28 protein-coding genes are annotated in these 22,497 nt (G+C 69.5%); 3 read left to right on the forward strand and 25 right to left on the reverse strand.

Going from position 1 to position 22,497, the window contains the following annotated elements; all coding sequences use genetic code 11:
* The first annotated feature begins 287 nt into the window (after positions 1-287).
* Complete coding sequence (locus ACFYZJ_RS28220; protein ID WP_388572494.1) at positions 288-1,319, forward strand: hypothetical protein; 1,032 nt, start codon at positions 288-290, stop codon at positions 1,317-1,319.
* 9 nt (positions 1,320-1,328) lie between these two features.
* On the opposite strand, the gene ACFYZJ_RS28225 is transcribed toward ACFYZJ_RS28220, so the two are convergent.
* The 18 genes from ACFYZJ_RS28225 to ACFYZJ_RS28310 form a co-directional block, all read right to left on the reverse strand.
* Complete coding sequence (locus ACFYZJ_RS28225; protein ID WP_388572496.1) at positions 1,329-2,717, reverse strand: Fic family protein; 1,389 nt, start codon at positions 2,715-2,717, stop codon at positions 1,329-1,331.
* A 116-nt stretch (positions 2,718-2,833) separates the two neighbouring features.
* On the reverse strand, positions 2,834-3,364 hold the full coding sequence (locus tag ACFYZJ_RS28230; protein ID WP_388572498.1) for a hypothetical protein: 531 nt from the start codon (positions 3,362-3,364) through the stop codon (positions 2,834-2,836).
* A 112-nt stretch (positions 3,365-3,476) separates the two neighbouring features.
* The gene (locus ACFYZJ_RS28235; RefSeq protein WP_388572499.1) at positions 3,477-3,950 is read right to left on the reverse strand and encodes a hypothetical protein; all 474 of its coding nucleotides are present in this window, start codon (positions 3,948-3,950) and stop codon (positions 3,477-3,479) included.
* Positions 3,951-4,299: 349 nt separating this feature from the next.
* Positions 4,300-7,089, reverse strand: coding sequence for a BTAD domain-containing putative transcriptional regulator (locus ACFYZJ_RS28240; RefSeq protein ID WP_388572501.1), 2,790 nt, complete (start codon positions 7,087-7,089; stop codon positions 4,300-4,302).
* A gap of 35 nt (positions 7,090-7,124) precedes the next feature.
* On the reverse strand, positions 7,125-7,574 hold the full coding sequence (locus tag ACFYZJ_RS28245; RefSeq protein ID WP_388572503.1) for a pilus assembly protein TadG-related protein: 450 nt from the start codon (positions 7,572-7,574) through the stop codon (positions 7,125-7,127).
* Positions 7,571-7,951, reverse strand: a complete 381-nt coding sequence (locus ACFYZJ_RS28250) for a TadE/TadG family type IV pilus assembly protein (RefSeq protein WP_388572505.1) — start codon at positions 7,949-7,951, stop codon at positions 7,571-7,573. The genes ACFYZJ_RS28245 and ACFYZJ_RS28250 overlap by 4 nt, the downstream gene beginning before the upstream one ends.
* Before the next feature lie 50 nt (positions 7,952-8,001).
* Positions 8,002-8,409: a TadE/TadG family type IV pilus assembly protein gene (locus ACFYZJ_RS28255; protein ID WP_388572507.1), complete on the reverse strand. Its 408-nt coding sequence runs from the start codon at positions 8,407-8,409 to the stop codon at positions 8,002-8,004.
* Entirely contained in the window at positions 8,410-8,607 is a 198-nt protein-coding gene (locus ACFYZJ_RS28260) for a hypothetical protein (RefSeq protein WP_388572509.1), read from the reverse strand.
* 42 nt (positions 8,608-8,649) lie between these two features.
* A complete protein-coding gene (locus ACFYZJ_RS28265) occupies positions 8,650-9,549 on the reverse strand; it encodes a type II secretion system F family protein (protein WP_388572511.1) in 900 nt (299 codons plus the stop codon).
* Positions 9,546-10,385 (reverse strand): type II secretion system F family protein, encoded by an 840-nt coding sequence (locus tag ACFYZJ_RS28270; RefSeq protein WP_388572513.1) that lies wholly within the window; start codon positions 10,383-10,385, stop codon positions 9,546-9,548. Before ACFYZJ_RS28270 ends, ACFYZJ_RS28265 begins: the two co-directional genes overlap by 4 nt.
* A 74-nt stretch (positions 10,386-10,459) precedes the next feature.
* Positions 10,460-11,809 carry a CpaF family protein gene (locus ACFYZJ_RS28275; protein ID WP_388572514.1) on the reverse strand — a complete coding sequence of 450 codons (1,350 nt, stop codon included), beginning with the start codon at positions 11,807-11,809 and terminating at the stop codon, positions 10,460-10,462.
* Positions 11,806-12,663 carry a MinD/ParA family protein gene (locus ACFYZJ_RS28280; protein ID WP_388572516.1) on the reverse strand — a complete coding sequence of 286 codons (858 nt, stop codon included), beginning with the start codon at positions 12,661-12,663 and terminating at the stop codon, positions 11,806-11,808. Before ACFYZJ_RS28280 ends, ACFYZJ_RS28275 begins: the two co-directional genes overlap by 4 nt.
* Positions 12,660-13,214 carry an SAF domain-containing protein gene (locus ACFYZJ_RS28285; protein ID WP_388572518.1) on the reverse strand — a complete coding sequence of 185 codons (555 nt, stop codon included), beginning with the start codon at positions 13,212-13,214 and terminating at the stop codon, positions 12,660-12,662. The genes ACFYZJ_RS28280 and ACFYZJ_RS28285 overlap by 4 nt, the downstream gene beginning before the upstream one ends.
* Before the next feature lie 221 nt (positions 13,215-13,435).
* Complete coding sequence (locus tag ACFYZJ_RS28290) at positions 13,436-13,978, reverse strand: hypothetical protein (protein WP_388572851.1); 543 nt, start codon at positions 13,976-13,978, stop codon at positions 13,436-13,438.
* Between the two features lie 299 nt (positions 13,979-14,277).
* Positions 14,278-14,511 (reverse strand): hypothetical protein, encoded by a 234-nt coding sequence (locus tag ACFYZJ_RS28295; RefSeq protein WP_388572520.1) that lies wholly within the window; start codon positions 14,509-14,511, stop codon positions 14,278-14,280.
* Positions 14,512-15,081: 570 nt separating this feature from the next.
* Positions 15,082-15,561 (reverse strand): ATP-binding protein, encoded by a 480-nt coding sequence (locus ACFYZJ_RS28300; RefSeq protein ID WP_388572522.1) that lies wholly within the window; start codon positions 15,559-15,561, stop codon positions 15,082-15,084.
* Complete coding sequence (locus ACFYZJ_RS28305; RefSeq protein WP_388572524.1) at positions 15,558-15,716, reverse strand: hypothetical protein; 159 nt, start codon at positions 15,714-15,716, stop codon at positions 15,558-15,560. Before ACFYZJ_RS28305 ends, ACFYZJ_RS28300 begins: the two co-directional genes overlap by 4 nt.
* A 302-nt stretch (positions 15,717-16,018) precedes the next feature.
* The gene (locus tag ACFYZJ_RS28310; RefSeq protein WP_388572525.1) at positions 16,019-16,870 is read right to left on the reverse strand and encodes a hypothetical protein; all 852 of its coding nucleotides are present in this window, start codon (positions 16,868-16,870) and stop codon (positions 16,019-16,021) included.
* 123 nt (positions 16,871-16,993) lie between these two features.
* Between ACFYZJ_RS28310 and ACFYZJ_RS28315 the strand changes: the two genes are divergently transcribed.
* Complete coding sequence (locus ACFYZJ_RS28315; RefSeq protein WP_388572853.1) at positions 16,994-18,193, forward strand: MFS transporter; 1,200 nt, start codon at positions 16,994-16,996, stop codon at positions 18,191-18,193.
* Here ACFYZJ_RS28315 and ACFYZJ_RS28320 read toward each other — a convergent pair.
* The 7 genes from ACFYZJ_RS28320 to ACFYZJ_RS28350 form a co-directional block, all read right to left on the reverse strand.
* The gene (locus ACFYZJ_RS28320) at positions 18,152-18,553 is read right to left on the reverse strand and encodes a hypothetical protein (RefSeq protein ID WP_388572527.1); all 402 of its coding nucleotides are present in this window, start codon (positions 18,551-18,553) and stop codon (positions 18,152-18,154) included. The genes ACFYZJ_RS28315 and ACFYZJ_RS28320 overlap by 42 nt on opposite strands.
* 59 nt (positions 18,554-18,612) lie before the next feature.
* Positions 18,613-18,789: a hypothetical protein gene (locus tag ACFYZJ_RS28325; protein ID WP_388572529.1), complete on the reverse strand. Its 177-nt coding sequence runs from the start codon at positions 18,787-18,789 to the stop codon at positions 18,613-18,615.
* 80 nt (positions 18,790-18,869) lie between these two features.
* Entirely contained in the window at positions 18,870-19,301 is a 432-nt protein-coding gene (locus ACFYZJ_RS28330; protein WP_388572531.1) for a hypothetical protein, read from the reverse strand.
* A 30-nt stretch (positions 19,302-19,331) separates the two neighbouring features.
* Positions 19,332-20,042: a phytanoyl-CoA dioxygenase family protein gene (locus ACFYZJ_RS28335; RefSeq protein WP_388572532.1), complete on the reverse strand. Its 711-nt coding sequence runs from the start codon at positions 20,040-20,042 to the stop codon at positions 19,332-19,334.
* A gap of 99 nt (positions 20,043-20,141) precedes the next feature.
* Positions 20,142-20,273 (reverse strand): hypothetical protein, encoded by a 132-nt coding sequence (locus ACFYZJ_RS28340; RefSeq protein ID WP_388572534.1) that lies wholly within the window; start codon positions 20,271-20,273, stop codon positions 20,142-20,144.
* Entirely contained in the window at positions 20,263-20,703 is a 441-nt protein-coding gene (locus ACFYZJ_RS28345) for an ATP-binding protein (protein WP_388572535.1), read from the reverse strand. The genes ACFYZJ_RS28340 and ACFYZJ_RS28345 overlap by 11 nt, the downstream gene beginning before the upstream one ends.
* Complete coding sequence (locus ACFYZJ_RS28350) at positions 20,679-21,143, reverse strand: hypothetical protein (RefSeq protein WP_388572537.1); 465 nt, start codon at positions 21,141-21,143, stop codon at positions 20,679-20,681. The genes ACFYZJ_RS28345 and ACFYZJ_RS28350 overlap by 25 nt, the downstream gene beginning before the upstream one ends.
* Positions 21,144-21,375: 232 nt before the next feature.
* On the opposite strand from ACFYZJ_RS28350, the gene ACFYZJ_RS28355 reads away from it, so the two are divergent.
* Positions 21,376-22,491, forward strand: coding sequence for a helix-turn-helix domain-containing protein (locus ACFYZJ_RS28355; protein ID WP_388572539.1), 1,116 nt, complete (start codon positions 21,376-21,378; stop codon positions 22,489-22,491).
* The last annotated feature ends 6 nt before the right edge of the window (positions 22,492-22,497 follow it).

Here is a 22,497-nt window from a genome sequence, read left to right on the forward strand (position 1 = left end):
TCCGCCCTCACAGCCCTTCAGGCTCGGGTTCAAGCCCTGAGTGGCGACCCCAGCAGCATGATCAAAACAACGTGTTAATGATCTGCAAGCCCTTAGCGAGGATTGCTGGTGTCGCACGCCAGTTGGCGTCAGCTGAGATATTCCCGTGTTGTGGCTCGCCAACAGGCCCAACAAAACGGCCTGGTGTGCCTCCGTAAGGCATCCCTGCGGTACCGGTCCTCCTCCTTCCCCGGCTGCGCTGGACACGACCGGCACCAGCCATGCTGGAGGTTTCTAAGATCACGTACATGTCGAGGACCACACCGCCGCGCCCGCTCGATGTCGAGGCGCTCTTCCCGGAGCTGGCGAACTACCGGGGCACGACTACCCGGCTACACCCGCGCCCGGGCCGACCGGAGGTGACGTCCAGTTCCGTGGGTGGTCCACTGCTGTGGCCGGCGGACGAGCCCTGGCCGGTGTGCAGCGAGCCTCACAGCCATGCGCGTGGCCGGCGCCCGGCGGACATCCACCGGCAGCGGCAGATCCTGGCTGCTGCATGGCTCCGTGAACCGAACCCCGGCCCCACGGATGAGGAGCGGCATCTGCTGGAGCAGCTGGGCAAGGAACACCGCGTTCGAGAGGCTGCTGCGACCGATCCACTGCCTCTGATCGGCCTTGCGCAGCTGTACCGGAGGGACATTCCCGACTTGCCGGCCGGGCCGGATGACTGCGATCTGCTCCAGGTCTTCTGGTGTCCCTTTGACGCGCACGGCCCGAGCGGCCACGGCATGCTGCTCGACCTGCGCTGGCGCCGGTCGTGGGAGGTGACAGAAGTGCATACTTCACCGCCACAGCCGCAGGTCGTCGGCTACGCAGGGTACGTGCCCGAGCCGTGCGTGCTGCACCCCGAGCAGGTGACCACCTACCCCTTCGCGGGCCTGCTCCCAGAGGACCTGTGCGCCCGGATCGATGCCTGGGAAGAGGCCCTGGAGGAGGAGGCCGAGCAGGCGGCGGACGAAAACACCGCGGCTGCAGTGGGCTACCAGTACGACCTGTCCATCCCACCAGGCTGGCGCGCGGGCGGTTTCGCCTCCTGGCACGCCACTGACCCCTCCCCCATGAACTGCGCGACCTGTGCGACCCCGATGCACCCACTGCTGACCATCGACAGCACGGAATGGGACGGCGGCAGCGGCAGCTGGAAGCCACTGGAAGACCAGGACCTGCCCACGTACCAGGCCGCCAGACCGACCCAGGTCACCGTGGGCCGCTGGGGCGAACTCAACATCTTCGCCTGCCCCCAGGCGCCCCACCACCCACACCGCTGGAGCATCCAGTAGGTCACTCAGTCATGTGTCGATCCGTCCCTGGGAGCCGAGGGACGCCGTGTCGCTCCGGGTGTCCCTGAGATGGATGTCGATGTAGCGGGTGAGGGTCAGCGCGTCCTGGGGGTCGTCGGCCTGGAAGGTGACGCGGCGCAGCAGGCTGACGTCGTCGAGCGTGACGCCCTCGCGAGCGAGGACGAAGACGATGGTGAGGAAGGCGGAGCGGGCGTTGCCGTCGTCGAAGGGGTGGAAGAAGCAGACGTCGAGATAGGCCCGTGCGGCCCGGGCGGTCAGGGGAACGGGACTTCCGGCGTCCTGTGCGCTCTGGGCCAGGCAGGCGTCGAGGCGTGCGCGGGTGTCCGCGCTGATGCCGTAGCGTTCCCGGCCGCCCTTGGCGAAGGCCAGCTGGTTGCGGAACGGCGGTGGCTGCGGTGTGCCCAGGACGTGGTGCTGCCAGCGCTGAAGCAGCTGGAAGTCGAGCAGGGCACCGCGTGCCGCATCGGCTCGCAGCGCCTCCAGGGCGGCGAGCAGTCCCTGTGCACGGGCTGGGTCAATGGCGCGATCGAAGGTTCGGATGTCCTCTGCCGCGCCGTCGTGCGAGGGGGTCACTGGTTCGTCGCCGCCGCCGTCGGGCGCTTCGTGCCACGGCACGGTCTCGCGCACGGCGAGCCAGCGGCGCAGGTGGTCCGGCGCGGGCCCGGTGGATCGCGCGGCGTCACCCGGCCGCAGAGAGAAGGCCAACTGCCCCGCGACGTCGCCGACCAGCTCCGGGTCGGGCCCGGTCCAGCTCCGGAACCGTCCGCCGATGGCTTGCTTGACCAGCTTCTCCGCGCGGTCGGGCGGAATGGCCCAGCGGCTGAGGAACCAGGTGAGCACTTGATGACAGTGTCCGTACCAGCCACTGCCGCAGTCGGTGCGCTCGATCACCTGCCCGATCAGGTTCCGGGCGGCGCGTTCCCACAGGTTTCGCTGATCCTCGATGTCGGACAGATCCAGCGGGTAGGCCTCGAACGACCTGGCGAGGCTCTCCAGCCACTCGCGCCACTCGCACAGCGCCGCGACGACACGGGCAAGGGTCTCCTCAGGGGTGGTGATCGAGTCCCTGGGGCAACACCAGTTCCCGACGGGTCCTCCGTCGAAGTCCCCTTCGTCGTGTGCCCAGCGCCAGCCCACGGTCCAGCGGCCGTAGCGCTCGGCGAGGGCGTGCGACATCGCGTCGGCCCAGGGCCGGCCCGTGTCCCGGCTCCATGCGCTCATCGCCGGGTCGGCCAGGGGCAGGTCGGGGCGGCGGGGCACCCTCTGGGCGGGCCCGAGCGACCGCACGACCTGCGGCACCGAAGCGCTGTCAAAGGGATGACGCGCAGGGTCCACGTCGTCCCAGGTCAGATAACTGGGGGCCAGGTCGACAATCACCGCGCAAGCCTGCCACGTCCCCCCGACTGCGCATCAAGCGGATTACCGCCGATGGCTTCCATCCACGCATCCGGTTCGCCGTCGACCGCCCCAGGCCCTCCTGGCCCTCCGCCCTTTCAAGGGGAGCCGTTCGTCAGCAGCAGGTGGAAGGTGCGGCCTCGGTGGACAAATGTGACGGTGTCGGAGCCGCTGCCATCGAAGTACGCCGGCCGCTGCGGCTCCTCGCCGCTGTAGTAGCCGGTGGAGCGCAGGAAATCTGGGCTGACAGCGGCGAAGGACCATGCCGGGCCGTCTGCTCCTAGCAGCTCCCGGGCGAAACCGTGCACCAGTTGCTCGGCGTCCGCCGCCGGGTAGTGGTGGCCGTAGGGGCTGAACGCCTCGCAGAGCATCCAGCGCAACCGTGCCAGGAAGCCTGCATGGTCGAGGGGACTGACCGTGGCGCGGAAGCCCTCGCGCAGGAGCGGGGGCTCGAAGGGCTCACTGTCGTACTCGTTCGACAGGTTGTGCCAGTTACGGCGCGCGTCGGCGGCACGCATCAGCGGCTCGAACAGGTCACTGCGCAGAAAAGCGTGCAGGACGCCCTGGCGGTTCCCGGCTACGACGGGTACGTCGCACTCCGCTGTGAGCAGCAAGGTGTTGCTGTTCATCGCGTGGTCGACGGCAGAGAGGAACGCATCGACCGCGGGGGGGTTCGCGGTCGGGCGGCGGCGCGGTGAAGTTCGGGGAACCCATGGCGGCAGCCTTGCGGACGGCCGGCCGCTACTTCCAGGACTTTTCTGCCGCATGCCTACCCGGGACAGGTCGACCAGCCACGAGCCGGGCAGCTCCGATGTCGTACTCGTTGCGCAGTTCGTCCAGGGCACGGTCGAGGTCCTGGCCCAGGGTGCGGTCCCGCTGGTCGGCGTCGGTGTACTCGGCGATCCCCTTCTGCAGGTTCTGAGTGAGCGGCGCGTAGCCGACGAGGAGGCCGTCCTCCTTGCCGCGGAAGCGGCGGTTGACCCGGGCTAGTGCCTGCATCAGGTTGGCGCCCTTGAGCGGTCGGTCCAGGTACATCGTGTGAACCGGCGGTGCGTCAAAGCCGGTCAGGAGCATGTTGTTGACGATGAGCAGCTTGGTGGTATCCCAGCGGTCCCACAGGCCGATCTCGTCGGCCCACAGGCCCTTGCGGTTCTTGCCCTGACGCCCAGCGCCCCGTCTTCGGCGGAGGCCGCCCGGATCAGGTGGCCGTTGCACGGGCCCAGTCCCCCGATGTCCTCGCGCCAAGAGCACACCAGGGCCCACGGGCGCGCCATTCCTGCCAGTCGGAGGCAGGGCGGACGATTTCGGCATCTACCCCTCTGGGGATCAACTCCGTCTCGATGCGGACCGGAGTCTTGATGCCGAGGAGGTCGGCGCAGTGCTTGGAGATGGCGAGGAGCGGTCGTTGGCCCGCAGGGTGGGGTCATCGTCGATCAGCGGCTCGCCGGTAATCGGGTGCAGACAACACACCCCTAGGACGGGTGGCCGGGATACGCTCGGCGGCGCGCTGCACACGGTCGAGCCGCTGAAGTTCCCTGGGCCGCGATGAGTTGTACGTCCGAGGCTACCGCATCTTCTGAGCCTGGTTCCTGGATCTGACCAGGGCTTGGGTGGCGGGTTCGGGTGCCAGGCCGAGGTCGGCGAGGTGATTTTCAAGACGGCTGTAAGTGTGCCGGGCGGCGTCGTGGCGGCCTGCGGCCTGGTAGAGCCGGATAGCGTGCTGAGCGAGCCGTTCGTGGTCGGGGTGAAAGGTGGCCAGGTGTTCCAGAAGCCTCAGGGCCTCGTCTCTCTCCCGTGGTGTGGCGTCGGCTCGTTCGGCTTGGCGGGCCAGGCGGAGGGTGGCGTCGGTGGCCTGGGTGACGAGGTGTTCGCGGATGGTGTCGGCCCATAGGTAGTCGCTTCCTTGGGCGAAGGGCCCGCGGTAGTGGGTCAGGGCATCGCGTACGGCGGACAGAGAAGCGTTGTGCGTCTCAGGGTTGCTGGGAGCGGAGAAGGCTTCTTTCAGGCAGCGGGTGAAGTCGGCGAGGTCGGTCTCGACGAGGTCGGGGTGGAGCTTGTGGAGTTCTCCTTGGAGGAGGATGAATTCTTGTGCGGTGATTCCGGTGGCGCCGCGCAGGGCGCGGCGTACGGCGCGGCGCAGGTTTTTCAGCGCGTTTTGGTCGCTGCCGGGAGCGAGGTGGAGTTTGTCGGCGATGTCGGAGGCGAGCAGGCCCGTGGGGTGCGCGGCGAGCAGAGCGAGGAATTCGTGGACTTCGCTGCGCAGGTTGGTGCCGATGGGGTCGGGGTTGCCGCGGGCGTAGAGGGTGATGGGCCCCAGCACGTGGAGCCGTACGGGCTTGTTCTGCGTCGGGCGTGAGGTCTCCACCGGGTGCGGCCGAGCGGGCGGGTCATCGGGTACGGGCTCCACGGGCGGATCGGGGTGCTTGCTGTTGGCCGGCTGGCTGGGGATGGGGAGGATCCGCAGGCGAGGGCGCTGGCCGTGGGCGGTGAGCAGGACGTCGATCATATCCCGTCCGGCCTCGGGCGTGAGGTGGAACAGCCGGAGGGGACTGGCGCCTTGGCCGGGGGTGGTGGTGCCGTCGACGTCGATGTGCCAGCGTGCGGCGCCGGGCAGGGCAGCGCCCAAGGTGAGGACGATCAGCGTTTCTGGGCGGGTTCGGGTGGCCAGTGCCTGCAGTTGTCCGGTGTGGGCGGCGTCCGGCACGGCCAGCAGCAGGAGGGTGCCCGGACCGGTCTGCCCAGCGGGGTCGGTGTTGGCCGGCCCGGCGGTTGGCGGCGCGGTGTCGTGTTCGTCCTGGGTGCGGGCGTGGGCGATGAGGTGCTGCTCGGCGACTTGGATGGCGTGGGCGAGATCGGCGCTCTGGGTCAGGGCGGTGAACTGGGCGGGCAGGCCGGGGAGCAGCGTGTCGGCCAGGTCTTCGGGGACGATCGCCGTGATGTGCGGGGGCCTGGGGCGCTGGCGTTCGGCGGCGGTGAGGATGCCCACCAGCAGGGCCCGGGCTGCGCCTTCTGCGCCAGGACCGGTCCAGGCGCAGCCTGCGGGCGTGGCGAGCTCGTCGAGCAGGACTTCGGCGTCGTCTTGGACGCCGATGGCGACCGCGTGCGAGGGCTGGGGTGGTCGGGGCGGGGTGCGGCGGGTGATCAGAGCGTCGGGATCCTGTGGTCGGCGGGGTTGGGTGGCCGCGTGGGCTGCTTGGGCGGCCTTGTCCACCAGCGGGCTCAGGGCCGGCGCCCCTGGCTCCCGGTCGGGCTCTTGCAGGCGACGTTGGTGCCAGTACCAGTAGCGGCGTGCGGCCAGCAGGCCGGCCGCCGCGGTGATGCCGATCAGGCTTGCCGCGCCAAGGCTGATCGCCGCCGGACCTGCCTTTGTGTCCGCCTTCGGAGCGGTCGACTCGCTCGGCCGGCTGGTCTCCGCGGGGGCGTCTGTGTCTGTCTGTGTGGGGCCGGCGTCGGACTGCCGGTGGGAGTTTGACGGCGGCGGCGGAGTCTCGGTGGGGCTCGTTGGTGTTGTATCCGGTGCAGGATTCGATGGGGCGGGGGCGTGTGGCTTCGGTGTGGTGGCTTGGGTGACGGGGATGGTCAGTTGCCAGCCGGGGCGGATGAGGTCCGGGTCGGTGAGTCGCGTGCCGTCGTTTTGGACGCGGTCCTTGTTGAGTGCGTAGATGCGCGGCCAGTTGATCCCGTCGCCCAGGTGCTGGTGCGCGATGTCCCAGAGGGTGTCGCCCTCGAGGACGGTGTAGTCGATGTGCCGGACTTCCTGCGTCTGTCCATGCGGTTTGGAAGGTGCCGGACTGTGCCAGCCGGTCATGACTTGAGCGGGAACTGTGGCGGCGTCCGAGGGACGGGTGGACTGCGTGGCCGAGTGGGGAGTGAGAGGGGCTGTCGCCGTGATGTGCGCTCGTAGCTCGCCCGCGAAGGGGAGTTGCTGGGCGTCGGCTGGCTGGGGGCGGCACAGTCCGATCAGGGCGAGGACGAGGGTGCCGATGCAGAGCGCGGCCAGCGAGCCCTTCGTGGACAGGGTGGCTACGTGCTCGTGGTGGGCGTGGCGGTTGCGGATCAGTTGCGGGAGGTGGGTGGTGTACCAGATGGTCTCGCGGACCACGCTGGTGGCGAAGGCGGCCCAGCACACCCAGCCCACCACGGCGAGCAGGTCGATCATCAAGGGATCGCTGACCGGCTGCGCGAGTCGCTGGGCGAACTCGTGGAGGGAGGAGACGTGGTCGGGCCAGGGGACGCCGGTGGCCCGCCATAGCACGTACGGCATCCCGGCGAGCAGAGTGAGCGTGAGGGCCAGGGTGCTGGCGGCCGTGGCGGCCGCGGTCAGGCGCTGGCGCCAGTGGGGAGGGTGGGTCATCGCCGCCTTCGCTCTCTCTGCCAAAGGTCCGGTTTTCAGGGGGTGGGGCGTTCGGCGTGTGCGGTGCCGGTGGCGTGCACGGTGAGGGTGCGCAGGCCGATCAGTTGCAGGATCTGGGTGCGCTGGTGATGGGTGACGTGCACGGTGACGGCATCGCCCTTGACCGAGGTGGTCCCGGTATCGCCGGTGGTGGCGATGTAGGCGCGGGCGGCAGCCGCGGCTTTCTCCCGCAGTAGTCGTACCTGGTTGGCGCGGCGCAGTTGGCCGACGTCCAGTTGCTGTGAGCCGATGCGGGCAGCTTCCCCTGCCGCGTCCAGGGCCTGGGCTTTGGCGGCTAGGGCGAGGCCGCCGTCGACGACGATTCCGGCGAACAGCCATAGTGCCGCGAAGACGCAGGCTACGAATGCCGTGACCTGGCCGCGGTCGTCCCGGGGCGCCATCTGGGGAAGGCCGGGGGTGAGATGTGTTCGCACGCGTTTGTTCATGGCGTGCTCCTGAAGGTGTCGACAATGGAGAAGGCGGTGTCGGCCAGGCGTACGTGGCCGGGTAGGCCGGTGCGGGTCAGATCGCCCAGTTCCGTGGTGCAGGAGACCTGGGCTGTCACGGTGGCGCCCGGTGTGAGGCCGTCGGTGGACAGATGGACGCTCGGGCGGGTGCAGGAGGCTCCCGCCTCGCGCAGGGCCGCACTCGCCGCGCCCTCGGCCTGGGCGCGGGCCTCTTTTTCGGTGCGGGCCAGGGAGGCGGCGCGGGCGGCCTGGTGGGCGGCGTCCGCCACGATCAGGCGGGCATCGGCGAGCCTGCCGAAGGCGACCACGACCAGCAGCACGAGCACGAGCAGGGGCGTGACCAGCACGAGCTCCACCGCCGCCGAACCCCGTTGCCCATCATGTCGCCTGAGGCGTGTCTTCTGGATCACGGCTGGCCTCCGGTCGGTGTCGTGGTCCTCTCGGTGGGGCCGGAGGCCGTGCCGGAGGCGTGCAGCGTCAGACCGGGGACCACGCGGACGACTGCTCCCCGCACCCGCACGGTGGTCTGGGTGGCGGTGCGTTCGACGGCCACGGACGGGTTGGTCAGGACTCGGTTGCCGAGCGCGGTGAGGCTGCGTCGTGCCTGGGCCTGGCCGTCTTCGGCGGTGTTGTGTTCGACGCGGGCGGCGGCCAGGGCCCGCTCTGCGGCGTACTGGGCGATGTGACGTGCGTGCCAGACCAGGGCGAACTGCACCACCAGCAGCGCGATCAGCAGCAGCGCCGGAACGACCAGCACCAGCTGCGTGCTCACCGCCCCCCGATCCCTGCACCGATCGCGAAGAGACGCGGTCATCTAGCCGCCCAGGTCGATGCCGTTGGCCTTGCCGAGCACCTTGGCCGCGATGATGCCCACCACGGTCAGGGCCAAGATCGCCAGCAGCGCGGTGACCACGATGGTCTCGGTGGTGTAGCCGGCATCCGAGCGGGCCTGCCGGCGGGCTTCGGCGACGTGGGCGCGCGTCAGGCGGGCCAGGGTGTCGAGGTGGAACATGAAGGGGGCTCTTTCTCTGATCTCGTGCGATGGGTGGAGCGTTCAGTCCATGGACAGGACGTGGGCGAGGGCGGGATAGCCGATCAGCAGCAGGAACGCGGCGAACAGGCCGACCACGGGCAGCGACATCCGCTCGGTGGCCGCCTGCGCGGCCCCGTCGGCCTCCGAGATGCGGCGGCGTCGCATCGCCCGCGCCTTCGCCGCGAGCGAGCTGCGGATCTTGGCGCCTTCGCTGCCCGCGAGGTTCAGTGTCGACGCGAGTTCCGTCAGGTCGCTCACGTTCAGTTGCCGTCCCAGCTCGCCCAGGTGGGTCCAGGGGCTGGTCCGGGTGAGGTGCGCGATGTGGAGGGCGTGGCGCAGCTTGCCCGCCGCCCACCCGCCGGGTGCGGCGACGGCCTGGGTGAGGGCCTGCTGGATGCCGGCGCCGCCGGCGAGCGCGATCACGGTCAGGTCCAGCACGAGGCTGAGGGTATGGCGCATCTCGCGGCGTCGCCTGGCGGCCTGCTGGTGCACGCTGAGGTCCGGCGCGAAGAACAGCACCACGGCCAACGCCAGCGAGCCAGCCAACGGCACCCACCAGCCCGGCACGATCCCAGCACCTAGACGCAGCAGAAATCCGGCAGCCCAGGGCGCGACAAGTCCGGCTGCCGCGCAGACCGCCTTGCCTGCCAGGTGCTGCTCCTCATCCGTACCGCACACGGCCAGGTCGGCGCGCAGAGATGCGGTGGGGAAGCCGAGCGCCCGCACCAGCGGCACAGCCCGCCGACCCAGCCGCGTGGCCCACTCCCCCTCATCCGCCTGCCGCGTGCTCCCATCCGTTGCCGGTGCGGGAGCGTTGAGGGCGGTGAGGACATCCGCGAGAGCGGGACGGGGCGGACGCAGCCCGTAGACGAGAGCTGTCGCTCCCGCGCCGAACAGCGCGCCGAGCAACATGACGATCACCGCGTGCCTCCCGGTTCGATACCCGCCTCAACACGGCCAGGCGACGCGTTGACGAGGCGGACCGGTTCCTCGATGCGGCCGATCACGGTCAGATAGGTGAAACTCACGGCGAACAGAACACCGACCACAGCGAGCACCATCTGCCCGGTCAGCGTGTTGAACGGGTCAAGGTAGGGGCGGTTGAAGACCACCAGCCCGACCGCCATGCCCAGTGTGGTGATCACCGTGACCCGCACCCCGGTGCGCACGCTCGCCCGTCCGGCGTCGATGCGCTGCCGCATCGCCACCTGCTCGCGCACCGATTCGGCCAGCTCGCCGAGCAGCGGCGCGAGCTGGCTCGCCTGTTGTTCGGCCGCCATGACCAGTGCGGCCACGACCACGTCGGCCAGCGGGTCCTCCACGTCCTCGGCGAACGCCCGCAGCGCCACGGGCAGGGGGCTTCCTGCGCGAACGGTGGCTGCCAATGCGTGCAGCTCCGTTTCGAGGGCGGCTGGGGCGATGTCCGCGGTGGCCAGGACCGCCTGCTCCAGGCCGGCCGCTGCGGACAGGGTGTCGCGTAACATCTCCGTCCACAGCGCCAGCGCCTCCATCCGCTCCGTCCGCCGCGCCGCCAACCGGTCGGGGCCCAGGAGGCCAGGCAAGGTGAGCATGCCGACCGTGGTCAGCACCGCGGCCACCGGCCACGTCGTCAGCGCCCCCGCCACCACACCGGTCATCACCGCGATCACAACCCGCCGCGCGGTCCAATCCGCAGGCAGCCGTGCTGCCAGCGCACGCCACGGGCCGGGCCGCTCCTCACGAGCCGCGCGCCGCACCGCGCCGTAGCCGATGGCCACCAGGCCGCCCCCGAAGACCGTCCCGCACGTCACCGCCACCCCTGTCACCACGCTGGGGCCAAGCGCCGTGCTCATCACGCGACTCCCCACCACTGGAAGGCGGGGCCCCGGGGGTCCAGGCCTGTCGCGATCAGGTCGTCGAGGGTCTCGGTGCGCAGTGGGGTGGCAGGAATGGCTCGTCCGTCGGGGCCGGGCCGGTAGACCTCGTTGGAGACGACCTGGGCTCCGTCGGCGTCGATGACCTCGCGCACCGAATCGATCACGCGGCGTCCGTCGTTCGCCCAGCCCAGGTGGACGACGAAGTGGACGGCGGAGGCCACCATCAGGTTCGTCGCCTCCAGCGACAAGCGCTCCGGTGCCTGGGCGGCGTAGGAGGCGAGTTTGGTGAATACCCCGCGCGAGGTGGAGGCGTGGATGGTGGACAGCGAGCCGTCGTTGCCCTGCGACATGGCGTTGCACATGGGGATGACCTCAGCTCCGCGGATCTCCCCGACGATGACCCGGTCCGGGGACATGCGCAGTCCCCAGCGCACCAGTTCCGCCTGGTCGATGCCGCCCTGGCCCTCGATGTTCGCCTCCCGGGCCTGCATCGCCACTACGTTTGGGTGCGCCACCGGGTCTGCGTCCAAGCCGAGCTCGAAGGTGTCCTCGATCGTCACCAGCCGCTCATGCGGTGGGATTTCGCGAGCGAAGGCCCGCAGCACCGTGGTCTTGCCGACATTGGTCCCGCCACCGATCACGATGTTCTTGCGCGCCCGCACCAGCGCCCGAAGGAAGGCGGCGAGCTGCTCGTCGCACACGCCCAGCCGCACCAGCTCGGCCATCGAGGCGGCCGGGAAGCGGTGGCGGCGGATCGTCAGCGACACCCGCCCCGTCACCGCCATCACCGCGAACAACCGTGAACCGTCGGGAAGTTGCAGGTTCAGGCGGGGCACGCCGCGGTCGAAGCGCCGCTCTTCGCCACCCGTACGGGCCGCGAGTGTGCGGACCAGCTCCACCAGTTCCTCATCCGAAGCGGCCACCGGACGCTCCTGGCGCCACGCACCGGTCGCGTCCTTGACCCACACGTTGTCGCAGCCGTTGATACAGATGTTCTCCAGGCCCGTGTCAGCCAGCAGCCGCTCCAGGCTCCCCGTGCCGAACAATGCGTCTGTCACCGCCCGGGCGACCCGCGACTCGGCCGCGGCGTCAATCACCCCCTTGCCCGCGGCCAGGGCCTGACGCCGTTGGGCGCCCAGCTCCTCCGCGAGCAAGCGGTCCACCGTGGTGCGCCGCGCCGCCTCATCCTCTGCCGGCAGCCCAGCGTGCTCGCGTTCACCGGCGTAGGCCGCCAGCCGAGCGGCAACCCGCTGCCGCACCAGATGCGCCAGCTCCCGCTCCGCTCCAGTGGAATCCGTACCCAGCGACATCAGCTGCTCGCTCACGTTCCGCTCTCCTCGACTCCCGGCACATGCACCGCACCGGTCCGGCTGCCGCCCACCAACGGCGCCCCGCTGCCTTCGGTCCCGCAATCGCCGTCCACGTGTCCAGCTCGGATCCCGCTCCCCGGTTGCCCTGCCAGCCGACAGGCCAGCGTCCGGGCGGCGCTCATCAGCGGTAGGGGTCGCAGCCCGGTGGTGCGCAACGCACCAGGCTTGAGAGTGTTCATCGCAGCGACGCTCTTGGCATCCCATGGCAGGAAGAGGACCTGCCGGATCCCGAGCGTGTGCGCGATCTCCTCTGCGGAGTAGGGGCACGGCCCGACCACCGCGAGCGTTAACCGTCCCGCGCCCGCGTCGGCGTCCAGGCCACAGGCCGACACGTGCGTAAGGGGTTCCGCTCCGCCTCGGGTCACCAGCACCATCTGGTCGGCTGCCGCCAGCAGCGGCTGAACATCTTCGGTCAGCCGCCCCACGTCCAGCAGCACCGTTCCTCGATCGTGGTCGTCCCCAAGCAGCACCCGCTGGCCGCCCTCACCGGCCAGTAGCCGCACGGCCTCCCGGCACGGGCCGCGACCGGGCACCGCGGCCACGACCCGCACTCCGAAGGGGAGTTCACCCACCGCGCCCAACAGCGATCCTGGGTGGGGCTGTCCGGCCGCCGCTGCGACATCCAGCAGCGAAGGCGCCGCTGGCAGCCCGAAACGGATCATGAGGTCACCGCCGGAGACATCCGCCTCCACCACCACCGGCCGCACCCCGCCATCCACCTCCGACGGCCACGCGGCAGCAACGGCCAGCGCCGTCGTCGTCACTCCTGGCGCGCCGGTCACCGAACCCACAACCACCAGCTGCCTCACGGCGCCTCACGCCCCTCCGCGGACAGCACCACCACACGCGGATGCTCCAGCTGCGCCGCCCGCCGCGCAGCCGCGGTCTCGACCAGAACCGTCACCACCCGCGGACCGCCCGCCGACTCCGGCGCCCGCACCCCCGTCACCGTCCCCACCACCGCCGACGCGCCCTTATCCCCCGCTTCCTCCGCACTGGCGCCCGCTGGCCCGGGAAGGAGCGCGACGCGTTCCCCGCGCGCAAGATCCGGCGGCGCACCGCCCGTCTCCACCGCGAGCGCCACCTGCGACAACCCCTGCGGGGGAAACGCGGCGCTCGTGCCCACCTGCCCGGGCGCAAGAAGAGACCCGGCCAGCAACGGGACCCTCGCCCGCCGCCCGAGCACACTGCCCCGGTCCGCAACCCGGACCACACCCGCATCCGCCGCCACCTCCACGGCGCGCAGATCACCCGGCTTCAGGACCTGCCCGGCCGGTACATCCCGAGCCACCACCAGAACCTGATCCCGCTCCCCCACCGCCCGGGTCACCAGCGTGAAACCGACCGCCGAGACCACCACCGCCCCCACCCCAGCCCACACCCAGCCCAGCCTGCGTCGCCGGCCACCCGACACAACAGGCGGCTGTTCAGGCCCCGACCGGCGCGCTCCCGGCACCCGGAACCCGCCGCCCTTCAGGGCCGAAGAAGACATGGGGGTACCCACAATTCACCTCACGATCAAGAAAATGCCGGACATTCACCGGCTGGCCGCGCTCGCGGACCGAGCCGTCACCTCAGCCGTCAGCGCGTGACCACGGCCTGGACCTCATCCACCACCAGCTGCCGCTGCGCGGTCATCACCAACCCCGGCACGACCCCGGCCTGCCCGCCCCCATGCCACTCAACATCCCAGGTCACCTGCACCGATACCGTGTACGCGCCACCCGGAGCCGACAGTGACGCCCGCCGATAGGTGTAACCACAGTCTGGAGACGACACCTTCGGGTCATACGCATCCAAGTACGGCGTCCCCGGCCCCAGGCACACTACTTGGCCGCCCTCACCCATCGACCAAACCGCCTTCCGCGGCCTGGCTGTCGCCGTCACCGTCACCCCCTCCACCGAAGCCGACGCCGATACCGGCCCCCACGTGGAGTGCTCCACCCACAGCCACGTAGGCACATGGACCACCTGCACGAAATCCTCACGCGGACTCGTCCGGATCACCGGTTTAGGCAATTCCAGTCGCTGAACAGCCTGTTGGGCTACCGCCGCCACGGAGATCTGCGGCCGGTCCGCGTCCTTTCGCCTCTTGCCTCCATCGAACCGCGGCAGAATGCCCATGCCGTCGCCCAAGTCGTAATCCCACCCGTCCGAGACAACTGTCGGCGGTGTGACGGGCCCTCCCACCTCCCTCTCAGCCACGCGGGTGCCGCCACCGCCGCTCCGGCGTTCGCGAGCTGCCCCGTCGGAGCGTGCTGACGGCCTCATGCGGGAAGCCTTGAGGTCGCATCCTCTGCCCGCGCACCTCACCTCAGTGCCGTTGCCGAACCCATCTCCTGCTAACGCCTTCGGCGCGCTCAACAGGCAGGTCCCCACCGCAGCCATGAGGAGAGCCATCGGCGTAACTACGCCGCCACGACTCACTCCGCGCACGTACCCACCTCACCGATGTACAGCGACTCGACCAGCCACTTGTCACCGTGCTTACTGACCGTCGCGTCGACGCGGTGGTGCCCACCGGGCACGTCATCCTTGAGCGAACCGTCCTTGGCGTACTGGAGCCAGTGGGAGCCGTCGGCGCAGTCCTGGATAACTACCGAGGAGGCACCGACCTTCGTGGCCACGGGCGCGAACTTCGGCTGTCCCTTCGTCACGACTCCTTGTTTCTTGTTTTCCTGCATCATGTGGCGCAGGAGCTGTAGTGCCCCGCCCTCCGCATGGTCAACCAGCCGCGGGTGCTCGGCATCAGAAGTCCGAGCCGCGACCACCAGGTCGTCCCACATCGCCCGGTAGGCCGCGACCGCCTCTGTTCCCGATGACACAGCGGCTTCGGTCGCGGGCGGACTCGAAGCAGTCGTCGCAGGCGGCGATGAAGCACCATCGGCCGACCTACACGCAGTAGCTGCCAGTAAGAACATCAGCACAGCCAGCGGCGCCAGACCGCCGTACCTGATCTCCACTACGCCCCCATCACTCATTGCACACATATAGCAACTCACAGTAGCTGAATGAGACAGGAGCTACCCACCAGCACGGAGGTCAATCAAGTCGGAGCGATCAATTCCAGCCTGCTTTAGTCCGGTTACGCAGGCTGGGCCGAAGACGGAGCGCTGCGTTTGTCGCTCGACTGAGCGACAAACGCAGCGCGGCAGAGAACAGGAGGGACACGAGCTGCGGGGTCGCCTGGAGGAACGACACCCGGTCCCCTGCAGACTCTCCACCAGTCAGCCCCGCACGACAACGCCCGGGATGGCGAACCAAGCTGTCTTCGTCGCTCCCTGGCTGCAAAACCCCCATGCGCCGTTGGTCAGTTCGTGGACGATGTACAGGCCGCGACCACGCTCCGACAGCAGCGCGCACAGCGCCTCAAGACCGCCACCGCGGTCCGGCTCGGCCGGCAAGAAGGGTGCTGAGGCAGGGAAGTCGGGAATGGGCGGGATCCGCGGATCATGGTCCTCGACTTCGCAGATGAGCTCTGCGGCGGTATGACGCAGCCGCATCTCGTACGGGCCCACAGCGTGTTCGATGGCGTTGGCGACGAACTCGGAGACGGCCATGACAGCGTCGTTGATGACCTCGTCGTCGTAGCCGAGCTGATCCAGAGCGCAGTGCAAGGCCACGCGGGCCTGCGCGGAGGCGTTGGGGGTGCGGTCTGTCCAGCGCCAGACCACGTTGGTCGTACCGAGGGCGTGGTGCGCGGTCATCGCCGTCCTCCCCCAGCCGCATGGCGGCCCTTGACGACGCGGCGATGGCGACCGTGACCGGGACGCACGCAATCGCGCGCTTCGAGAAGCACGAAAGGGCCGGCTGTCGTCAGAAACGGCAGCAGCAGCACGGCGGTGAACAGGATTGGCGCCATGACAGACACCTCCGGTGATCGCGATTGGGGCGCGACCACGACACCGTCGATCCGCGAAGAGCGGAAGCCCTCTCTGACCAGCGCTTTCAAGGACTTTCGGCGTAGATCTTTGGCATCGAACTGGTGGTGCCGTGCAAGCCCACGTCGACAGAATCGCCCGCCGAGCCGGAGTAGCGAGTGGCCCCAAGACATGGCTCGTGCCGTGTCGGTACGCCCAACTCGGGAGCCCCGCTGGGATGGCGCCCGGTGCAGTCGATCCGACGCCGATCCGGCGGCCGTGTCTGCGTCCCTCGCTGATCGGCTCAGGATGAGCGGAGGAGGGCGGCGAGCTGGGTTGCAGTCGGCCGTCCGTTGGGGCGATGGCCGAGGGCTGAAGCCAAGACGTTCTGCACAGTCGGCCAGGAGGACGGAGCGCGCAGCGGGATACGTCCCGAGCCGATCGCCTGCCGAAGTGCTGGGGCGTTGAGCTTCGCGGGGTCAATGCCGCAGGCTGCGTAGTCGAGCGGCCAGTCGCCCGTGATCGCCCACCACAGGGACGCTGCGAGGGTGTAGACCTCGGCCGACTGGCTCACCTGCACAGGGCGCACGCCCCGTTCGACGGCCGCGGCCAGCTCCGGGGCCAGGAGGTGCGGCATGCCGCCCCGGAACATCATCGATGGGCCGAACCGGACGGGATGCCAGGCCCATGAGTAGTCGATGAGCACGGCGCCCCGCGTGGTGTGGATGGCGTGCGCGGGCTGGATGTCGGAGTGCACCCACCCGGCGGCGTGCAGCCGGCCGACCGTGTCGCACACCTCAACGACCCGACGACGTGCTTCAGCGAGGTGGGCGCTCCCATCCCGAACGGCTCGCAGCGCCTCCCACGTCGACGGGCCGTGGTGCCAGGGAGTGAGCAGCCATGCCACTCCCTCACGGTGCCCGCGGGCCAGCACGGCACCGTCTGGGCCCATCGCGGCGAGGGCAGCGGTCTCGCGTGCAGCGATGACCGCGCCTTCCAGGCCGGGGCCCACCTTCACGGCCGCCGAACGTACTGGGCCAGTGGCTTTCCATACCGCGCACCCGCGCCGGTCGGTCACCAGCTCCAGCTCGGCGCCGTCGCCACAGGTCGCTTTAACGGCCGCGCGCGCCTCGGCGGGCAGGGTTTCTGTCCACATGCCTCAGTGGTCCTCTCGTGTGCCCTATGGTGTGTGGCGTCCCGGTGGCCCCAGTGCCGGGACTTCGTGCTTTCCACGGCGGGAGTGATCTTGGGATACGTCCGACTTCTGCGCCGCCGCCGGGTGCTGGCTCTGTGGAGCTCGCAGGCTCTGTCGGTGTTCGGGGACCGCCTATATGCAATGGCGATCATGTGGATTGCCTGGAAGCAGTCCGGCGCCGGCGCCATGGGCCTGGTCGCGATCGCGGAGTCCGTGCCGTACATCGTGATGGGCACGCTCGGCCGCAAAATCATGGACCGCTTCGCGTCGCTGCGCGCCCTCGGCGCGGTCGATGCCGTCCGCGTGTTCCTGGTGGCGGCGCTCCCGGTGGTCTGGGACAACGTCGGCACGCTCGGCATGCTGGCGCTGGCCACCGCACTTGGCCTGGCCAGCGCGGTCTTCGACCTGAACCTGGGTGCGTTGGTGCCGGACCTCGTCCGCCCTGATGAGGTGCAGGCCGTCAACGGCCTGATGGACCTCACGGGGCGGATCGCCCGGGTGGCCGGGCCCGGAGCCGCGGGGGCGCTGCTCGTGTTCGTTCCCCAGGCCGCCCTTTTCCTCCTGGACGCCGCCACGTTCGCCGTATCCGCTGTAGCCCTCGCTGCCTTGGGCCAGGCCACCCAGGGCGGGACCGGCCCCGTGCCGCCAGCGGACGCCGTGGCGTTGCGCGCTCGCTCCCTGCTGCGCGCCCACCCCGCTACGGCTGCGGCCATCACCGTGCACGGCGCTGGGATTTTCGCCCAAGCCGTGTCCATGGCCATGCCCGCGCTGCTGGCCAGCCAACTCCACGCCGGCGCCGGAGCATACGGGTTGGTACTCGCGGCGACCGGCGCGGGCGCCCTGGTCGGGAACCTCGTCGTGGGCAACACCCGGCTCCCGCGGCAGCTGCCCGTCGCGTACTGCGCCTTGTGGGCGGTGTCCGGCCTGTTCCTCGCCGTCACCGGCGCGGCCGGGAACTTGCCGGTCCTGTTGGCCGTCTCTGCCGCCTCGGGCGCCGTGTCTCCGTTCCTCGGCGTCACTCTGCAGACCCATCTCGCGTCGTTCCCGCCCGCGGCCCGCCGACGGCTGATGTCGCTCGACCTCACCGTGATCCGTGCAGCCGGGACGACATCCATGCTGGTAATCCCGGTCGTGGCAGCGGCCCAACCGGTCGCCGGGTTCTGGGTGGGCGGCCTGGCCACGGTGACCGTGTCGCTCACGGGTGCGGCAATGGCGTGGTGGTGGCCGCGGGACACCGCGACCCTACCCGTCACCGAGACCGCCCCCCAGCTCTCGCGCGACTGAGTACACATCGATGTGCCGTGGCTGATGCGCCGGGTACGGGGCGAGGGTCCACCCGCTGGGGCGGGCCTCAAGGCGCAGCTCGGTCACGCTCGCCATGAGATCCAGCTCGGGCAGATGCGTGTAGCGGCGGGTCACGTGCCGCAGGCGCATCCCTTCCGCGTCCAGTTGCACCTCTTGGGAGCGCAGGGCCTGCGTAACCGGGTCGTGGGCGACGACGGAAACCTTGGCGTAGTCCTGGCCGACGGCCCGGACGAAGATCCCGGACTCCAGCGGCAGCGCGCTGCTGCCCGGTACGGCCGCCTCGATCACCAGCCGTCCACCATCACTCAACGCCCGCGCGCAGCAGTGCAGGCGGGACATCTACCGTTCCCGAGTGGTGAGCAGGTAGCAAGTGCTGGCGACGACGTAGATCAGCGGATTCAGGTTCGGCACGTCGAAAGCCGCCATGTCGGTGATCCGGAGAGTTCCAGCACGTGACCGCCGCCGGCAAGCTTGACCAAGACCTCGGCCACGGGCCCGGCAAGCCCCAGGCTGGCTTCGTTGTAGGACGGCGCCCACTCGTTCCACACGGCGGCCTGATCCTCGAACTCGCCCATGGGCGTCCTCTCTGTGCAGTGGAAGGGCTGCGGCCGGACCCCGTCGAGGGTCCGGCCGCTGCCAGAGGGTTGGAGTCAGGTCAGGCCGCCAGGCGCATCCAGTGTTCGACGGTGATGTTCTCCAGCGGGATGCCGAGTTGCTGGTAGATCCGCTGGTGCATCGTGCCGAACCATGCGTCGCGGCGCTCGTCGAAGAACACCTGGTCGTACCAGGCCACGCCGAGGATCACCGTCCCGCCGCCGTTCGGGTTGTCCCTCTCGGCCTCAAAGTACGTGGCCTGCCAGTCCCAGAGCATCAGCTCCTCGGGGCGCTCGCGCAGCCGCTTGTCCGATTCCTCCAGGGCCGCGATGCAGCGGCGGGCGGTGTCCTCGTCCGGGCAGTAGTAGGTGCACTCGCTGCGTGCGAGAGGTGTCTTGATGCCGCGCCGTGTGGCGTCGGTGTCCTCGCCGTTGAGTACACGGACGCGGGTCGGCGCGCCCTGGTCCAGGAACTCCTTGACAATCGTCGTCACTTGGTTGCTCCTTCTGTCAGATCGGTTGGACTACCAGCCAGTCCCCGAGAGGGGGGAAAGGCTGGGGCTTGAGCCGTCGCGCATGGAGACCGCTCCGGGCGCGACATAGCGGATGTTGAGGCCGACGCGGGCACCGTCTCCGGCGTTCGAGTGCGAGCAGTGCAGGAGGCGTGTGTCCATCAGCAGGCCACTCCCGGCACGGACCGGGACAGCCACGCCCTGGATGCTGTCCCCGACCCGGATCCCGAGGGCGCGGCCTCGGGCTGCCCCTGTGTCGGGCTCAGCCTCGTAGGGGAGATAGCCGGCGCGCTGCGAGCCGGGCACGACGTGGAGGCAGCCAGATTCGGTGTCGGTGTCGGTCAGCGCGACCCAGACGGCGACGGACCGCTCAGGGTCCAACTCCAAGCGGTCATTGATGCCGTCCTGGTGCCAAGGGACCTCGAAGTCGCGACCCGGCCACTTGACGACGAGGAACATGTTCTCCACCGCCACGTTTGGGCCGATCACGTCCCGTACGGCGTTCAGCAGCCTGGCGGCCCGTACGATGGCCTGTGCCCATTCCTGGTCGACGTGGGGGTTGCGCAGGACCTCGGGGGCCGTACCCCGGTGAGCTGCGATGACCTCGGCGGCCCGGGCCCGAGCCCGGGCTGGCGCCGTCCACCCGGCGACGACTCGATACCCAGGCGGCCCCAGCAGTCCGTCTGCTTGCTCTGACGAGGCAGGTTGGGAACGTCCGGTCATCAAGTCCTCCGCAGATCCATGGTTGTGGCCCGTTCCGGCCGTGCGGTGGGGCATTGACACGGTCAGGAGCGGTGTTCGATGAGTCGGCCCGGGTCGCAGTCAGGAGGTGGCGAAGCCGTAGACGAGGACCGCGAGCAGAAACGCGACAGCGAGCACGTAGAGCACCTGAGCGGCCGGCGTGTCGAACGACGGGATGCGCGCTTCCTTCTGCTGGCCGGAGTCACGGTGCACTGAGCGCCACCAGATCAGCCCAGACGCGTTTGCCCCACGGCAACCGGTCGACGCCCCAGGAATGCGCAAGGGCATCGACGATGCCGAGACCTCGCCCGCCGACCTCCTCAGGGGCAGGGGACTTCAGGAAGGGGAGAACACGGCTCCTGTCGAATACAGCGATCTGCACGGCTCGCTCGCCGGTACGTCTTACCGTCACCCGCATCGCAGCCGCCCGAGCGTGCTGGACTGCGTTGGCAACCAACTCCGCCGTGATGACCTCCGCGTCAGGCGCAAGCTCCTGCAGTTCCCACGCCTCGACGGCGCCCCTCACGAGGCGGCGGACCAGCGGTGCAGACTCCATGGCACGCGGCAACACTTCCGTCCGTACCTTGTCGCCGTTCGAGACGTTGAGGGTCCGGGCCATCACGACGCCCCGTCCAATGCCCATCGCTCCTGGCCGAAGCGCGCAAGTTGATCGACGAGATCCGGTGTGCACAAGGCGGCCGGGGAATCCATCGGCACTGCCCAGTAGGACCGCCCGTCCTCATACGTCGTGCGCCTGACGGACGGCACCCCCAACAGCGTGCGCGGCGCCAGGCACTCGGTGCTCTGGTCCCTCCACTGGCGTGCCGTGCTCGGCGGCACAAGGGCGTAGTAGCGGCTCAGTCCGCTCGACGCGATAACCGGACCGCCTTCGAGCGCCTTCGTCAGGAATGCGTCGACGTCAACGGGTTCCTCGCCGCCAGCCGCTGCGTAGACGAAGAAGCCTAGGATGCGGATGGCGGTGAACAGGACACCGCAGCGCAGCAGGGCCTCCATGCCTTCCTGCCACTCCTTGCGCGCGACCGCGACATCCGGCGCAGCACACAGGATCCAGTGCTCCGCCACGAGCGCACGTTCAGCGCCCGTCGTGACGTGAGGCTGCATCCCGCCTGCACAGGACCGCAGAGCCGACTGCCCTAACACCGTCGGGTCAACAGCATGCGGAACGGGGCCCATGAGTGACCGCCTCCCTCTAGGCTCATTCAGGAACGGTCTCAACGGTAGAAATCCGCGCTCGGAACCTGAACTGACCGCGAGTACAGGTGGTTTACTGCGAGCCTCCAAGAATGGACTTCCCATGCGGCCAAGCCCACGACAAACCCTGACCGGCAGTACGGGAACGGCCCCACGCCCCCGAGCGGGCATCATCTCGGGCTATGTCTTCCGGGTAATAAGGGAGCAGCAGGGCTACACGCAGGACGAAGCCGCCGAGCACTTGAAGGTGTCCCAGGACACCATCGCCGGGTGGGAAACCGGCCGGCGCCCGCTCACCGCCGTGCCCGTGGGACAGATGCTGGTGTACCGCCACCGGCTGATGCAGATGGGCACCCCGCCCGCCCTTTTACAGGCACTGGAACGCGCGCTGGAGGCCGACGTTCTGCTTGCGAGTGTGCTCGACGAGGACACCCCTGCCGAGGAGAGCCCACTCGGTGCGATGGTCATGCAGCGGGAACTGGCCGAGGTACTGGTCTGGCCCCTCAACGGCGTCCCGCCGCAACCCCTCCGGGACCTTCCCGCACCGCCTCGCCCGCGCCGCGGCCCGTCAGCGTCCGGGCCAGAGCTCAGCCACACTGAAAGACAGAGGTTCTTCACGCAGATGCGCCGTACAGCAGAGCAGGCGCGCGGTAGCGAACAGTTTCTGCTGCGCCGCCAGGCCCTATACCTATCGGGGTACGGGCACGAGGCGGACACGGCGGACTGGCTCGGGCACCAGCAGCGCACGGAGCGGCCGAATGACTGGCTCACCGGCTGGCTCAACTCCCGCTCCGTCGCGGCAGTCGCCGCACGGCATGGCGACCGAGACCGCATGGCCTACTTCATCGACACCGCGCTCATGGACGACGACGCCGGCGAGGCAGCGAATCTGAACTACTGGGCGTACTGGATCGGAGAGACCAGGCAGCTCGAACTCTCCGACGACTTCATCGCCAACAAGGCCCCCTGGCCCTGGCCGGGGAACAAGCTCCTCACCCACCTCGTCCAGGGCATCGCGCCCGAACACGGCTACGTGGATCTCAACATCCACAGCGTGTGGTCGCTGCTTCAGGTGCGCCCCAATCTGCTGCGATCAGGTGCGGCGGCCCAGGCCCTACGCGACCGACTCCCGATCATGTTGGATAGCGGTGAACTCTCGTCGCGAGCGCGACGAGAACTGCAGAGCATCCGGTACGCGATCCGCCTCTCCGAGGCGTGAGAGGAG

Origin of the sequence: Streptomyces sp. NPDC001848 (genome assembly GCF_042891915.1) — a bacterium.
Lineage (GTDB): Bacteria > Actinomycetota > Actinomycetes > Streptomycetales > Streptomycetaceae > Streptomyces.

Bases quoted from the DNA above. Each gene is read 5' to 3' on its own strand.
- ACFYZJ_RS28220 (WP_388572494.1), top strand. From the start codon at position 288: ATGTCGAGGACCACACCGCCGCGCCCGCTCGATGTCGAGGCGCTCTTC.
- ACFYZJ_RS28230 (WP_388572498.1), bottom strand. From the start codon at position 3,364: ATGAACAGCAACACCTTGCTGCTCACAGCGGAGTGCGACGTACCCGTC.
- ACFYZJ_RS28240 (WP_388572501.1), bottom strand. From the start codon at position 7,089: ATGACCCACCCTCCCCACTGGCGCCAGCGCCTGACCGCGGCCGCCACG.
- ACFYZJ_RS28245 (WP_388572503.1), bottom strand. From the start codon at position 7,574: ATGAACAAACGCGTGCGAACACATCTCACCCCCGGCCTTCCCCAGATG.
- ACFYZJ_RS28255 (WP_388572507.1), bottom strand. From the start codon at position 8,409: ATGACCGCGTCTCTTCGCGATCGGTGCAGGGATCGGGGGGCGGTGAGC.
- ACFYZJ_RS28260 (WP_388572509.1), bottom strand. From the start codon at position 8,607: ATGTTCCACCTCGACACCCTGGCCCGCCTGACGCGCGCCCACGTCGCC.
- ACFYZJ_RS28290 (WP_388572851.1), bottom strand. From the start codon at position 13,978: ATGGGCATTCTGCCGCGGTTCGATGGAGGCAAGAGGCGAAAGGACGCG.
- ACFYZJ_RS28300 (WP_388572522.1), bottom strand. From the start codon at position 15,561: ATGACCGCGCACCACGCCCTCGGTACGACCAACGTGGTCTGGCGCTGG.
- ACFYZJ_RS28305 (WP_388572524.1), bottom strand. From the start codon at position 15,716: ATGGCGCCAATCCTGTTCACCGCCGTGCTGCTGCTGCCGTTTCTGACG.
- ACFYZJ_RS28310 (WP_388572525.1), bottom strand. From the start codon at position 16,870: ATGTGGACAGAAACCCTGCCCGCCGAGGCGCGCGCGGCCGTTAAAGCG.
- ACFYZJ_RS28320 (WP_388572527.1), bottom strand. From the start codon at position 18,553: ATGTCCCGCCTGCACTGCTGCGCGCGGGCGTTGAGTGATGGTGGACGG.
- ACFYZJ_RS28325 (WP_388572529.1), bottom strand. From the start codon at position 18,789: ATGGGCGAGTTCGAGGATCAGGCCGCCGTGTGGAACGAGTGGGCGCCG.
- ACFYZJ_RS28335 (WP_388572532.1), bottom strand. From the start codon at position 20,042: ATGACCGGACGTTCCCAACCTGCCTCGTCAGAGCAAGCAGACGGACTG.
- ACFYZJ_RS28345 (WP_388572535.1), bottom strand. From the start codon at position 20,703: ATGGGCATTGGACGGGGCGTCGTGATGGCCCGGACCCTCAACGTCTCG.
- ACFYZJ_RS28355 (WP_388572539.1), top strand. From the start codon at position 21,376: ATGCGGCCAAGCCCACGACAAACCCTGACCGGCAGTACGGGAACGGCC.